Here is a 13,953-nt window from a genome sequence, read left to right on the forward strand (position 1 = left end):
CGGCTCCGGCGTCGGCGTGTCGCGTTACGTGCCCGAGCGGCCATTTTATGCAAACCGTCAGCCCTTCAATGCACCACCGCGCAACACCGCGGCCGTCGCCGTTTGGCACGACAAAACTCCTTTAGCCGCGGCTCCTTCAAAATACTTTCGTAATTTCCGTCTTGCTTTCGGAAGGGCATCGCGCCGTGGGTCCAGCACCTTCCAGATGGTGCACCTATCACGAGTGCGTCGGAATCGTCGCCCACTTCCGCAGGTAGGAGAGAACGGCAATGAAGCGCTCAAATCGACGTGCCGCAATGATCACGGCCACCCTGGCAGCGTTGATGTCTGCAACGTATGGTCAGATCACTTTCGCCGCCACCGACGGCGAGCCCGCTCATGAAGCAAGCATAGCGACCACGACGGGGTACGACGCGGCGGCGCCCTGTAAAGCGCAGGCGAGCAATGCGAATTCCCCGCTCACCCTGGTCGTCCAGCCTCCCGCAGGCGGCACCATGCGGCTCACGTATGTTCCGGCTGACGGTTGGAAGCTCGACGCCGCAGATGCGGCGCCCAAGGCGGCCAAGGGCCGGGTCACACCAGTGGGAACGTCGCGACGTGAGGATAACCGAGGTACGAGCCAGCCGATCACCGTGTTTATCGACGGCCCGACCGGCTATACCTACATCTGGAGACAGGATCAGGGCTGGACGTTTGCCGGCCGGGTCACGGACCGGATTCAATGAGCGATGCGCAGGATAGAGACTTGATGGGCCACGCCGATGGGACAATCCGGCTAAAGTCTCGCCCTCAGCGGTAGGGCTACCGAGGAATACATATCGCACGAAACCCCGCTGCAATGCGGGGTTTTTCGATTTTGCGATGCGGCATTAGTGTCTGTGCCGGTGCAGCCAGCCCATGTGGTGCGAATCAAGCCAATGGGTCATTCCATCCGCAGGGTGATCACGCCTGTATCGTCGCGCAACCATCAACACAGCCGCCAACACGACCGCCAGGCCGACAACGAAGTAGATCATGGACTGAGTCATGGTAGCCTCCTTATCAGGTCGCGACCATCCTTATATTGTAGGTCAGTGATTACCGAAATGGAGTGCGGTGCAAGCGCACGATTTCACCGCTTGCATCAACACGCGAGCTTGCGTCGATACACGGCGTTGGCTGCCATTCGGAATTCCGACCGACCTCCACGGCACCGTGTGGTGCTCTGACGAAACATTGCTCATGCTCAAGAATCTCTGGTACGTCGTCGCCCCTTCCACGCAACTGACCGACGCGCTGATGCCGGTGCGACTGCTCGGCCAGCCTTTCGTCGCGTTTCGTGACGCTACAGGCCAGCCGCGCCTGCTCTCCGACATCTGCGTGCATCGCGGCGGCTCGCTGTCGGCGGGCGTCAAAGTCGGTGAGACAGTTCAATGTCCCTATCACGGCTGGCGCTTCGGTGGCGACGGCGTCTGCACCCACATCCCCGCGCAGCCCGACTTGCGGATTCCCGCCAAGGCACGTGTCGACGCATATCCCGTGCAGGAACGCTTCGGCTGGATCTGGGCGTTCATCGGCGATCTGCCGGAACATGAACGGCCGCCGCTGCCTGCGCTGGATTGGGTCGATGATCCCGCTGTGCGCGTCGTGCGCGGCCATTTCGACTGGGACGCCAGCTGGGACCGGGTGGTCGAAAACGGTCTGGACTTCGCACACGCGCCATTCGTTCACGGTTCGACGTTCGGCGACCCGGATCACCCGGAGATCGCCGCGTTCGACATTGAAAGCCACGAATGGAGCGCGATCGCGCGAATGACGATGCGCCGCCCGGTTCGCAGCGGCTGGCTGCGCCGCAAGCCGACCGGCGAACATGTCGAGGTCGCGACGACACCCGGCTTCCACCTGTCCGGACCGTGCGCAACGCTCGAACTGAAGCCGCGCGACGGCTGGACGATCCATATCGTCTCGGCACACGTCCCCGTCGACGCGAACCGCACGCGCACCTGGTGGATGATGGGTCGCACCTTCCTGCGCTCGCCGCTGTTCGACCGGAACACCATCGCGCGCAATCTGCGGATTTTCGAACAGGATCACGAAGTCCTGAAGCGCGTGCGTCCCGAGCGCGTGCCGGATACGTGGCAGCAGGAAGTGTCGGTCAAATCCGACGCCTTGCAGATCGCGTTTCGAAAGCGCGTGAAAGAACTCGAAGCGCGCGGCTGGCGGATCGACGAAGAACGGCTGGCGCGCGAGTACACGGGGCGCGTCGCGTGCGCGGTGCCCGGTCCGGCGCGCCGCGAGGTGGTCAGCTGGGCAATCGATGCGATTCCGTTGCGCCCCGCTTCATCGCGCGACGCGGATAGCCAGAACCGTCAAACGGAAACCGCCTGAAGGCGGGTGCGGCATTGAACGAATTTCGTGAGCCAAACCGAACCCGTTGACCGCGCGCCGTGCGTCAGTCGAAACGAAAAAGGCAACTGGGCTACAGGAGTTGCGGACACGCGCCATTTGGCAGAAGTCGAAGCAGTTCGCAGCAGCCCGATCCAGACCGGGACAAGCTCCGTGCTCCAATGATTCAGAAGCAACAGAACCCCGCCCCGGTCAACGGCGCCCTACTCCACCGTAACGGACTTCGCCAGATTTCTCGGCTTGTCGACATCGGTCCCACGCGCGCACGCCGTATGGTAAGCAAGCAACTGCAACGGCACCACATGCAGAAGCGGTGACAACGGCCCATAGTGCTCCGGCATTCTGATGACGTGAATGCCGGGTTCACTGCCGATGCGCGTGTCGGCGTCGGCGAACACATACAGTTCGCCCCCACGCGCCTTCACTTCCTGAAGATTCGACTTCAGCTTTTCGAGCAGCGTGTCGTTCGGTGCGATCGTCACGACCGGCATCGCATCCGTAACAAGCGCCAATGGCCCATGCTTCAACTCACCGGCCGGATAAGCCTCCGCATGAATGTACGAAATCTCCTTGAGCTTGAGCGCTCCTTCCAACGCGATCGGATAGTGCGAACCGCGTCCGAGGAACAGCGCGCTTTCCTTCCCGGAAAACTTCTCCGACCACGCGATGATCTGCGGCTCCAGCGCCAGCACGGCGTTCAACGCAGCCGGCAGATGGCGCAACTGGCGCACATAGTCGGCTTCCTGCGCGGCGCTCACCGTGCCGCGGATCTTGCCCAACGTCGCGGCAAGCACGAACAGGCCGACCAGCTGCGTGGTGAACGCCTTCGTGGATGCCACACCGATCTCGCGGCCCGCGTGCGTATGAAACGACAGTGACGTGAGTCGCACCATCGCGCTAGTCGCCACGTTGCAAACCGACAGCGTATGGGTATGCCCCAGCGACTGCGCATGCTTCAAGGCTGCGAGCGTGTCGGCCGTTTCGCCGGATTGGGAAATCACCACCACCAGCGCCTTCGGATTGGGCACCGAATCCCGGTAGCGGTATTCGCTGGCGATTTCGACCTGCGTCGGAATCTTCGCGATCGATTCGAGCCAGTACTTGGCCGTCAGTCCCGAGTAATAGCTCGTACCGCAAGCGAGAATCAACAGGCTGTCGATATTCGCAAACACGTCCGCCGCCTGTTCGCCGAATAGCGAGGCATCGAGCGACTCGCCTTGCGGCACCGTGTCGGCGATCGCGCGCGGCTGCTCGAAAATTTCCTTCTGCATGAAATGCCGGTACGGCCCGAGTTCCACGCCGCCGCCATAGGCTGCGACCGTGCGCACTTCACGCCGCACGTCGGCGCCTTCGCGGCTCACGACCCGCACGCCTTCAAGCGTCAACTCGCACACGTCGCCCTCTTCCAGGAAGATGAAGCGCTCGGTCTCGCCGGCCAAAGCCAATGCGTCGGAAGCGAGAAAATTCTCGCCTTCACCGAGGCCGACGACCAGCGGCGAACCTTGCCGCGCGCCCACCACGAGATGCGGATGAGCCTTGTGCTCGACCGCGATCGCATACGCGCCGTCCAGCTGCTTCACCGCTTCGCGAACCGCCTCGAACAGATTGCCGCGATACAGGCTATGCACGAGGTGCGCGACCACTTCGGTGTCGGTCTGCGAAACGAACACATAGCCCTTGGCGCGCAGCATCTCGCGCAACGGCTCGTAGTTTTCGATGATGCCGTTGTGCACCAGCGCCAGTTCGTCCTTGGAAAAGATCGGATGCGCGTTGTCCGTGACCGGCGCGCCGTGCGTCGCCCAACGGGTGTGCGCGACGCCCGTGCCGCCTTCGAGATGCGTCTCGCGCGCCTGCGTATCGAGGTCCGCGACCCGCGCGGTGCTGCGCGCGCGGCGCGGACCGGCCGCGGCCAGCACGGCGACGCCGCACGAGTCGTAGCCGCGATACTCCAGACGACGCAGTCCTTCGATCAGAACCGGGACGATGTTGCGTTGCGCTACCGCGCCGACAATGCCACACATAAAATTGCTTTCCCACGAGATGTTGTATCGGATGGGGCGAGCCGCCCCGGATCGAGCTGAGCCTCAGGCGTAACCGGCAGGATTGGTCGACTGCCAGCGCCAGTGGTCCGCGCACATACGTTCGATGCCGTACTGCACGCGCCAGCCGAGCAGCTTTTCAGCGGCGGCCGGGTCGGCGAAACAGGACGCCACGTCGCCTGGACGGCGCGCCACGATTTCATAAGGCACCGGTCGCGCCGACGCCTTTTCGAACGAACGCACCACGTCCAGCACGCTATAGCCCTGCCCCGTGCCGAGATTCACGACGAAGCTCGCATCGCGTTCGACCAGCGCGTCGAGCGCGGCCAGGTGTCCGCGCGCGAGATCCACCACGTGGATGTAATCACGCACGCCGGTGCCGTCCGGAGTGTCGTAATCGCCGCCGAACACCCGCAGCTTCTCCAGCTTGCCCACCGCCACTTGCGCGACATACGGCATGAGGTTGTTCGGAACGCCGCCCGGATCTTCGCCGATCAGACCGCTTTCGTGCGCACCAACCGGATTGAAATAGCGCAACGTGGCGATACGCCACGACGGATCCGACACTTCCAGATCGCGCAGCACCTGTTCGGCAATCAGCTTGGTCTGGCCGTACGGATTGGTGGCCGACAGCGGAAACGATTCGTCGATCGGCGAGGTCTTCGGCACGCCGTACACGGTGGCCGACGAACTGAACACGAACTGCTTCACATTGCGTGCACGCATGACCGCGAGCAGCGTCAGCAGACTGCCGAGATTGTTGTCGTAATACTCGATCGGTTTCGAGACCGACTCACCCACCGCTTTGAGCGCCGCGAAGTGAATCGCGCCGGTCACGGGATGGGCGTCGAAAATGCGTTGCAACGCGGCTTCATCGCGCGAATCCGTTTCGTAGAACGCCACGCGCTTGCCGGTGATCTGCTCGACGCGCTGGAGCGATTCGCGGTTGCTATTGACGAGGTTATCGACCACGACCACGTCGTAGCCGCCGTTCAGCAATTCGACACAGGTATGCGAGCCGATAAAGCCGGCGCCGCCGGTTACCAGAATCGTGCCTTTCAAAGCCATGCGAAAATCCCCTTTATATCGATTCAACTCGAGCGGCTCGACCGCTCAGTGCCGCTCATTGCCGCTCATTGCCGCTCATTGCCGTTCGGCCGGACCCACGCCGACGGTTGCGAGTCCGCCGTCCGTCACGTAAGGCACGATCCCGGCTTCGGTAATACGCGCGGCAGTGGCGGCCGCGCATGATTCGTCGGCGGGATCGCAGTAGTCGATGGCGAGCACCGGCAGCCTGTACTGATCGCGGATGATCGCGGCCTGCTTCAACAGCCAGTCGCGATCGGCCTGCGGCACGTCCGTATAGCGCTGCTTGCCTGCGTCCCAACCGCGATACAGCGATTCGAACGCCACCACGTAGGCGAGATCATGGACCTGAGGCAACACCTCGAAGCCGCGGTTGAAGATCAGCTTCGCGCGCGGATAACGCGTCTTGATCGCACGGATGACCCGCACTAGCCCCGCTTCCTGCGCGGCTCGCGTGGCGTCGGTTTTGGCAATCAGGTGGTAGGAGTCGAGCGTATCGAGGAAAAAGCCGCGATAGCCTTTTTTCCATAGCGGCGCGATTACCTTGTCCACGAAGAACGCCGGCCAATCGGCCGCCGTCTGATCGACCACATGCGAAGCCCACGCCTCATTGACACCCGGCATCCACGCTGACGGCATCGCGCTGTAATACGAGCGATGCGGGTTCACCTCACCCACGCTCACATAGGCGAACCACGCCGGATGCGCCTTCGCATGCGCACGTGGATCGAAGCGCGCGTCGGGTTCGATCACCACGACGTCGAATGGCGCCAGGTCTTCGACGGGCGGATTCGCGCCGTAGTACAGCGCCACCGAAGGCCCCACTGGCGCGTTCGCCGCGCCCTGCGCGTGCGCCACCGAAGCCAGCGCGCCGAGCGCGGCCATGCGCGCGAGCCGGCTCACACGCCGCAGCAATGCGCGCAAGGGAGAACAACGTCGGTCGTGGTCGTGGTCGTGATCGTGCTCAGGCAAAGCCAGGTCCTCTTTCATGTTGTATGGGCGAAGCCGCCCGCATCAGACCGCGGGCGCTAACTGCCTGACGGCAGGAACGACCACCAGCAGATGCTGTCGAGCGACACCGTCGAGATCGACGGACTGAATCCCGCCTGCTGCGCGGCCGTCCACGCGGTTTGCGCGGTCGAACTCGCCGTGCATGACGACGTGTAGTCGAGCGATCCCGCAAAGAACCCGCTGCGCCCAAGGTTCTGCTCGGTGCTTTGCCACGACTTCAACTGTTGCACCACGGACGTGCTCGTCGACGGCAGGAAGACCTGCTCGGCGATCACGCCGTCGATCAGCCACGGAAACGATACGCCTCCCGTGGTCCCGCCGATAGCCTCTACCGGCGCGGCGTTGGGCACCAGCGCGAGATCCGGAAAACGGTCACGCAGTTGCTTGACGAGATCGAGCCCGCCCTGCGCACACGTCGCATCGCATGGAGCGGCGGACGAACTGGCGCCGTGTCCGACGATCTCGAAGTTATCCAGCATGAACCCGTCGACACCGGTTGCCGCAAGACGCGCCGCCACGTAGTTGACGATCAGATTCTGATAGTCGGCGTTGGCGGGGTTCATCCAGTATTCCTGGTAGCCCTGATATTTGCTGATTTGCGCCGAGGTATTCGCGCCGCACGACACGAAGCCCGAGGGCACCGTGTTCCAGTAAGTCCGCGATTTCTCGCAAGCGCCGAAATTCAGATAGCTGAGGACTTTCGCGCCATTCGCCTTCAACGCCGCGATCTGCGCGGCGGAAAAGGCAGGCGTGCCCGTGCCCGGATCCGCGTCGATCACGATCAGCTTGAACATGGCCGCGGCCTGCCCGATGTCGATCGCGCTGCCCCACCCGTAATAGACCGCCCAAACCGGCGAGACCGGCAACGCGCGGGCGGACGAGATCACCGGCGCGGGACTCATCGGTTGGGTGGTGGTGCCGGTATTGGTATTCGCGTTCGTCGAACCTGTTGAACCGATCGAGTTGGTCGAGTTGGTCGAGTTGGCGGCGTTAGTCCCACTGCCGCTCGCCGGCGACGCCGATGCCGCAGTCGAGCCACCCGAGCCGGACGCACCGCCCCCGCCTCCGCCGCAAGCGGCCATCAAGCCGGAAGCGGCGACGACGGCAGCCGTGCTGATCCATCGGCGCGCTACACGATCGCTAGAATGGGCATGGAAGGCAAGGCGCGCGCGGGCGGCCCGCAAAAGCGGGCCAAGGTGATACTGATGCATGGTGGAATCCGGAGTCGAACGGTGTCAGCCTGAGGGTTCGGGCGCGCCGGCTCGACTCGCGAAGCGCGCCACGTTCTCACCGTTTTGCAACAGCAGGCCGAGCGCGAGGCTGAGTCGAAAACAGCAACGCCTTTTTCTTCAACCCCGCAACATATACGTTTCGTATTCCAAAGACATGAATTTGCGGTCGAGCACCTTCACGGCTGCCACCACCACGACCAGCAACGCCAGTGCAAATCCGTAGCCGTAGAAGTCCGGCCCGAGTCGCAGCGTAATGCCCGTGAACAGTCCGTTCAGCACGACGAATGCGCCGGTGAGCCGCAGCACGACGCGCCGCCCGTCGAGATAGAAGAACACGTTGAGCAGGCCCAGCAGCAGCACCTGCAAGCTCGCCGACACCACGTCGACGACCAGCAGCGGCATATACAGCGGCGAAATGCCGAGCGAGCCCAGCACGCGCTCGCCGAAGGCGATGATCAGCAACAGCACGACTGCCTGCACCTTGATGATTTCGTACAGACCGGCACGCACGCTGCCCACCATCATGTCGCGCATTTCGTTGATATGGCGCAGGGTCGCGCCGCTGCGCACCGCGTCGTAGAAGGCGTCGTAGTACTCGACGAAATCCGCCTCGATACGCACGAGGAACGTCGCCATGCCGGGCATCACGCACACGTAGGCGATAAAAATCGGAATGTCGTAAATCACCGAGGCGCGCAGCGGCCCGATGACCGCGGCGCCCGTACCCGGCGCATACCAGAACATGAACTTGTCGAGCCACACGCCGATGTTGAACAACAAGCCGACCAGCGCCAGGCTCGGATAGGCGAAGCGCCGCTCGAACACTTCAAACGAAACGAAACGCTCGCTGCGGTAATTGCGGTAGATGAGGCCGGACAATCCGGCGAGCAGAACGATGTGTCCCGCCACGAAGCCGCCGAGCAGACCAACGAGTCCATAGCCGTTCAACGCGAGCGCGAGGCACACCACGCACGCATAGCCCACGGCGAACACCAGCAGGATTTGCCGATACTGCTTCACGCTCGACAGGAAAATCACGGCGATCCAGATATTGCTGACCACGACAAAACCCGTGATCATCAGCAAGCGGTAGATCAGCGGCTCCGCGCGGAAGCCCACCAGCATCGCGATCACCGCGACCACGCTGGCGAGAATCGACGACACCAGCACCACGCCGTTATAGTTCGACAGCACGAGGTCATCGCGCTTTTCGAACAGGCGATCGGAAATGAACCGCGTGAACGACAGTTGCAGCGGCCCGGTCAGAATCAGACTGAGCGCGATCAGATACGTGACCGACACCTGAAACTGCACGATCGCGAAGGTCGGAATCACCGAGGTGAGACTGATCAAGCCGATGATCAGGATGCCGAAGATCGACAGGATCAGCGGTCCGGAACTGATCAGGCCCGCGTACGCATAAGCGCGCGCCACGCCCGCGAGCGTGTCGCGGCGCATGATCTTGCGCAATTCGAAGCCAATACCCGCCATCAGCGTGTCTCCTGCGATTGAACGGGCTGCACCGGCTGCACGCGCGGCTCGGCCTTGGATTGATTGCCATGGTGCATCGGGCAGCGCGCCGCGTCGGCGGCCTTGCCGTTGCGCTCGCGATCCGGCATGGCGGCAAGGCGCTCATACAGCGTGCGATAGCGGTCGATCATCTGCTTCTTGGTGTAATAACGGCGCACGCGCGCCAGTCCTGCCTGCTGCGCGGCATGCCAGCGGGTCTCGTCGGCGAGCAGCGACAGCACCGCCTGGGCGAATGCCGCCGGATCCGCGAGTTGAACCACCATGCCGGCCGAACCCAGCGCGCGATCTTCCGGATCCATGCCTTCGATCAGTTGACGGCACGAACCCACATCCGTCGTGATGGCCGGCACGCCGGCCGCGAAACCCTCCAGCACCACCAGCGGCAGCGCCTCGCTGATCGAGGTCAGCGCGATCACGTCGACTTGCGGCAGCATGTCGTCGATACGCTGAAAGCCGAGGAACTTCACATTGCGGCCGAGCCCGAGACTCTCCACGAGCGCACGGCATTCGAGCGCATACGCGGGATCCTCTTCTTCCGGTCCGATGATCCAGCCTTCGAGATCCGGCATGGTGCGCGACGCAATGAAGATCGCGCGAATGAAAGTCTTGATGTCCTTGATCGGCACGACGCGCCCGATCAGCGCCACCACGCGGTGCGAACGCGGCTTGCGTTGCGCGACCAGCGGGCCCAGCGCGTCGACGTCGATCCCGTTCGGAATGCATTGCGTACGCTCGGCGCGCGCGCCGTCGGTGACCTGGCGCAAACGGTTCGCTTCGTACAGCGCAACGATGTCGTCCGCGGCGTCGTACGCGAGCTTGCCGATCGCTTCGAAGAAACGCACCCACAGTTCGCGGAAATAGCTGACGCGTGAAATATCGCGTTCGAACACACCCCGGTTATCGCGAATCCACTGGCTTTGCAGCAAGTCGATCTTGCGTTCCTTCGTATAGATGCCGTGTTCGGAGATCAGCAACGGACGGCCCGTGCGGTAATGCATCAGCGCGCCGAGAAAACCGCCATATCCTGTCGATACGGTGTGATAGACACGCGCGGGCAGCAACTGCTCGGCGACGCGCGCGAGTTGCCACAACGGCTTGTGCATGATCCGCACGGTCCAGAAGTAGTCGGTAAACGACGGATCCGTACAGTACTTCTGATACTGATCGACGATGGTGTCCCATGCCGCGCGGCTCGACAGGAACTGTTCCTCGTTCAGCGCGCCGTGCGCGCCGAGCATCGGGATCATGCTCGCCATCAGTTCGCCGGCGTCGTGGGCCTTGCGCGGATCGCGCAGGGCGTCGTGCAAGGCCTGCGAGCGCGCGAACGCGGCGGCGTCGCCAGCCACCGCGCGCGGTTGAAAGTCCGCCACGGCCTGCTCGTACAGGTAGTGCGTTTCGAGATGCACGACGTTGTCCGGCAGCGCATACGCCACGCCGTTGTAGTCCTGTTCCCGGCTGCCGATAAAGACAATCGCGAAGCGCGTCTCGGGATACGAGCGGATCATTTCATTGACCCAGCTCGACACGCCGCCCCGCACGAACGGGAACGTGCCTTCGAGCAGCAGGCAGACATCGGCATCGGCGGCACGCCGGATCGGGAGTTCTTTCATCATGACCAGTACTTCACAACCGGTTTGAGTGTGGGCAACGCGGCAGCATTGCCCAGCGATGCGAGAAGCTGCGAGACACGCGCGTAGTCGCCGCGCAGGAAGTCGGCTTCCGCGAGCCACGGCACCAGCCGTTCACGCGGAAAGCCGAGTTCGAGCGCATGCGCGATGTATTCGTGCGCGGCATTGGGCAACGCGTTCGCCAATGCGAGACGGCCGCGGATCAGCCACAGCGCGGCATCGGTCGGATCGGTTTCTAGCGCCGTCTGCGCATAGCGGTCGGCCTGTTGCAGCGTGTGGCGGTAGACCGCGCCCTGCACCAGGTTCTGGTACACGAGTTCGAAATAGAGCTCGGCCAGCATGCGGTTGAGCGCGTGGCGCTCGGTGTCGTTGCCGGTCACCTCCAGCGCTTTGCTGGTGCGGAAGATCTTCTGCATGATTTCGTTTTCGGCGTGATCCAGCGTGCCGTAAGCGATCAGGCGAATGTCTTCGAGCGGGTCGGCCAGCAACTCACGCAACAGCGTGCCGGTGGTGCGGGTCGGCATGCTCTGGATCGCCACGAGGGCGGACAGGCGGTCGGTCGGCGAGACCTGGGTATTCGCGAGGCGCGCCTGCAGCCGCGCGCCGCCGCCATGCGACACGCGCGACACCAGGTACGTGACGAATTCCGGGCGCGGCACGTCGGTGAGTTGATCGCTCTCCTTGCCGGCCGGAAAGAGCGCCGCCCAGATGCAACTGGTCAGCACCACGAGGCCGCCGAACAGCGGCACGAACGTGCAGGCGAACCACAGGAACAGCAACGACAGCGCCCGCGGCTCGCGATAATTCAGCGGCAACCACAAGCGGAACGCGACCGCCTCGGCGAGTCCGGCCACCGCCTGCAGCGCCAGAAAGCGCAGCAGCGGATCGATCGCGCCGGCCGGTTGCAGCAGGCTCGCGATCGCCAGGTATTGCACGATCACGGCCACCACGGCCGCCAGCACGCTGACGATGAGAGAAAGTGTCTTAGACATCGAGGCCGCTTCGTTTGAGAAGACGCACCAGCGCCGCGCCCGGATCGTCGCCCTCGAGGTGGAGCGTATGAACGCCCACGCGCGCGCGTTCCAGGTCGGTGTTGAACTGTGCCGTCAGGCTGGCTTCGATACGGGCCAGATAGCCGTCGATACCGGTCGTGTCGGTGGCGGGCATCAGATTCACCAGCACCGACTGCCTGGCTGTTTGCACCGGCCACATCACGTCGAGCGAACGACGGCGGCGCATGACGTGCTCGAACAGCGAGTCGCCCTCTTCATCGCGCGGGAACGCCAGCGCGACGAGCGACGACGCCACGCCCGCCTTTTGCTGCAGACGTGCGAGACGGCTCAGATCGAGCGCGAATTCATACGGGCAGTTCGGCACACGGTCGAGAATGCGCTGCACGAATGCCGAATGCTCGACGCCGTCCGCGTAATAGCCGAGCAGCACCAGCAACAGTTGCAGATTGTCGAAATTGAGCGACAGGAACGGCATGCGCTTGACCACCAGCAGCGCGCGCAGCTCGCCGTCCGCCGACACCAGCGGCGCGCAGACCAGGTACTGGCTGACCGGCACGACCGTGTCTTCGTTCTTCAGGTGCGCGACGCTCAGCGTGTTGAGCGCGTGCATCACGAGTTCGTCGTGCATTTCGAGTTCGAATGCGTCGCCGATCCGTGCGATCGCCTCGGCGCCGAGCTTGCCGTCACGCACCGGATACAGCGCCGCGACCTCGATCTGGCAGGCCTGCGCGACGAATTCGAGCAACCCGCTCGCGCCGCCCAGCGGGTGGCCTTCCTTGGCGACCGCCGGCACGGCGAGCGCCGTATCGTTGGAGACGGACAGGCGGCGCAGTTCGGTAATCGAGTCGCGCAGCGTGGTCGGGCGCGAAAGCAGGTCCTTTTCGAGCCGCTCGTGGGACAGCCGCATCAGATAGTGGCTGTTGGTCAATGCGACGAGACGGTCGTTCAGGTAATCGTTCAGCGAGGACGCGCGCTCGGCGCGGCTGCCCCACGTATCGCCGAAGTGCCCGGCGAGAATCGTCTGGATCAGGCCGCCCGCGAAATACAACGCGGGGAACGGGCCGCCATGCGGGTAAAAGAGCGCCCATGCGCCGAGCATAAAAGCCCCGGTCAGCAGGCCGAGCAGGCTGCCGTAGCGCAGCGCTACCAGCAGCGACACCAGCCACAGCCACGGAAAACCGGAGTGCAGCAGCAACGGGTCTTCCGGATGAAGCCAGCGGGCCACGGCCAGTACGACCAGCACGAGCACGACAGTCTCCACGATCGCGAACGGCCGCGCCACCGCGGGCGCCAGAAAGCGGCGCACGCGTCCGAGATTGCCGAACGGATGCGCATGGCGCGGCTTGGATGCGCCCGGGTTGTTTTCCACGGCTGCGGTATTCACGGCCATTTCCTTTTATACAGGTCGGGTTTCAGCTTGCGGCCTGCATGTCAGGCGCAAGCCGAAACCTTGGGAATAAGCTTACTGACGCGCTTGCAACGGCGACAGAACCTTGGCGATCAGCGAGGTCGCCACGCTCGAGAGACCCGAGCGGCTCCAGCCCGTACGCGTGCCCGTCGCGCTCCACACCACGGCGCCGTTCGACACATCGATCAGTTCGAAAGTCACGCCGACCACCGGCTCGCCATCCACGCCGGTCTTGTAGCGCCATTCTTCGACCGCGCCCGAGAGGACATAGCGGGCGTTCTGCGAACGCGCCCATTCCAGCGACTTGTCGCTGTCGGCACGCTGCGTCGTGTCGAACAGCGAATTGCGGTTCGCGTCGGCCGGCGCGATGCGCACGTCGGCGATACCGCCCGCGCGCAGCGTGTTGGCCGCGATCGATTCGGCGCTATGTCCGGCATCCGGCGTTTCAGTGTAGTTGGCGATCGACACCACCGCCACCTTGTCGCCGCGCGCGAGCGCGGGGCCCGAGGTCTGATGCACCGAGCCGCATGCGCTCACCAGCACCGCCAGCGCGGTTGCCGCGACACACCAGGCGCTCGCACGAGCCAATCGTTTAATGCCGTACATGAAGAATTCTCCTTG

The 13,953-nt window shown here is 63.6% G+C and carries 11 protein-coding genes; 2 read left to right on the top strand and 9 right to left on the bottom strand.

What is annotated here, in order from left to right; all coding sequences use genetic code 11:
- Positions 1-269: 269 nt before the first annotated feature.
- Both P0D70_RS26025 and P0D70_RS26030 read left to right on the top strand, forming a co-directional pair.
- A complete protein-coding gene (locus P0D70_RS26025) occupies positions 270-725 on the top strand; it encodes a hypothetical protein (RefSeq protein ID WP_408186566.1) in 456 nt (151 codons plus the stop codon).
- A gap of 496 nt (positions 726-1,221) precedes the next feature.
- Positions 1,222-2,367, top strand: a complete 1,146-nt coding sequence (locus P0D70_RS26030) for an aromatic ring-hydroxylating dioxygenase subunit alpha (protein ID WP_408186567.1) — start codon at positions 1,222-1,224, stop codon at positions 2,365-2,367.
- Positions 2,368-2,588: 221 nt separating this feature from the next.
- Here the strand turns inward: P0D70_RS26030 and glmS are convergent, their stop codons facing one another.
- The 9 genes from glmS to P0D70_RS26075 form a co-directional block, all read right to left on the bottom strand.
- A complete protein-coding gene (gene glmS / locus P0D70_RS26035; protein WP_408186568.1) occupies positions 2,589-4,406 on the bottom strand; it encodes a glutamine--fructose-6-phosphate transaminase (isomerizing) in 1,818 nt (605 codons plus the stop codon).
- A gap of 63 nt (positions 4,407-4,469) precedes the next feature.
- Positions 4,470-5,492 carry a UDP-glucose 4-epimerase GalE gene (gene galE / locus P0D70_RS26040; protein WP_408186569.1) on the bottom strand — a complete coding sequence of 341 codons (1,023 nt, stop codon included), beginning with the start codon at positions 5,490-5,492 and terminating at the stop codon, positions 4,470-4,472.
- A 75-nt stretch (positions 5,493-5,567) separates the two neighbouring features.
- A complete protein-coding gene (locus P0D70_RS26045; protein ID WP_408186570.1) occupies positions 5,568-6,500 on the bottom strand; it encodes an endo alpha-1,4 polygalactosaminidase in 933 nt (310 codons plus the stop codon).
- A gap of 38 nt (positions 6,501-6,538) precedes the next feature.
- Complete coding sequence (locus tag P0D70_RS26050; protein WP_408186571.1) at positions 6,539-7,732, bottom strand: glycoside hydrolase family 191 protein; 1,194 nt, start codon at positions 7,730-7,732, stop codon at positions 6,539-6,541.
- Positions 7,733-7,870: 138 nt separating this feature from the next.
- On the bottom strand, positions 7,871-9,244 hold the full coding sequence (gene pelG, locus P0D70_RS26055; RefSeq protein ID WP_408186572.1) for an exopolysaccharide Pel transporter PelG: 1,374 nt from the start codon (positions 9,242-9,244) through the stop codon (positions 7,871-7,873).
- Positions 9,244-10,896 carry a GT4 family glycosyltransferase PelF gene (gene pelF, locus P0D70_RS26060; RefSeq protein WP_408186573.1) on the bottom strand — a complete coding sequence of 551 codons (1,653 nt, stop codon included), beginning with the start codon at positions 10,894-10,896 and terminating at the stop codon, positions 9,244-9,246. Before pelF ends, pelG begins: the two co-directional genes overlap by 1 nt.
- A complete protein-coding gene (locus P0D70_RS26065) occupies positions 10,893-11,903 on the bottom strand; it encodes a hypothetical protein (protein ID WP_408186574.1) in 1,011 nt (336 codons plus the stop codon). The genes pelF and P0D70_RS26065 overlap by 4 nt, the downstream gene beginning before the upstream one ends.
- Positions 11,896-13,308, bottom strand: coding sequence for a PelD GGDEF domain-containing protein (locus tag P0D70_RS26070; protein WP_408186575.1), 1,413 nt, complete (start codon positions 13,306-13,308; stop codon positions 11,896-11,898). Before P0D70_RS26070 ends, P0D70_RS26065 begins: the two co-directional genes overlap by 8 nt.
- A 78-nt stretch (positions 13,309-13,386) precedes the next feature.
- The gene (locus tag P0D70_RS26075; protein WP_408186576.1) at positions 13,387-13,938 is read right to left on the bottom strand and encodes an LpoB-related protein; all 552 of its coding nucleotides are present in this window, start codon (positions 13,936-13,938) and stop codon (positions 13,387-13,389) included.
- Positions 13,939-13,953: the final 15 nt, after the last annotated feature.

Source organism: Paraburkholderia sp. RL17-381-BIF-C, assembly GCF_046026435.1.
Lineage (GTDB): Bacteria > Pseudomonadota > Gammaproteobacteria > Burkholderiales > Burkholderiaceae > Paraburkholderia.

Bases quoted from the DNA above. Each gene is read 5' to 3' on its own strand.
- P0D70_RS26025 (WP_408186566.1), top strand. From the start codon at position 270: ATGAAGCGCTCAAATCGACGTGCCGCAATGATCACGGCCACCCTGGCA.
- P0D70_RS26065 (WP_408186574.1), bottom strand. From the start codon at position 11,903: ATGTCTAAGACACTTTCTCTCATCGTCAGCGTGCTGGCGGCCGTGGTG.
- galE (WP_408186569.1), bottom strand. From the start codon at position 5,492: ATGGCTTTGAAAGGCACGATTCTGGTAACCGGCGGCGCCGGCTTTATC.
- glmS (WP_408186568.1), bottom strand. From the start codon at position 4,406: ATGTGTGGCATTGTCGGCGCGGTAGCGCAACGCAACATCGTCCCGGTT.
- pelF (WP_408186573.1), bottom strand. From the start codon at position 10,896: ATGATGAAAGAACTCCCGATCCGGCGTGCCGCCGATGCCGATGTCTGC.
- P0D70_RS26045 (WP_408186570.1), bottom strand. From the start codon at position 6,500: ATGAAAGAGGACCTGGCTTTGCCTGAGCACGATCACGACCACGACCAC.
- pelG (WP_408186572.1), bottom strand. From the start codon at position 9,244: ATGGCGGGTATTGGCTTCGAATTGCGCAAGATCATGCGCCGCGACACG.
- P0D70_RS26050 (WP_408186571.1), bottom strand. From the start codon at position 7,732: ATGCATCAGTATCACCTTGGCCCGCTTTTGCGGGCCGCCCGCGCGCGC.
- P0D70_RS26075 (WP_408186576.1), bottom strand. From the start codon at position 13,938: ATGTACGGCATTAAACGATTGGCTCGTGCGAGCGCCTGGTGTGTCGCG.
- P0D70_RS26030 (WP_408186567.1), top strand. From the start codon at position 1,222: ATGCTCAAGAATCTCTGGTACGTCGTCGCCCCTTCCACGCAACTGACC.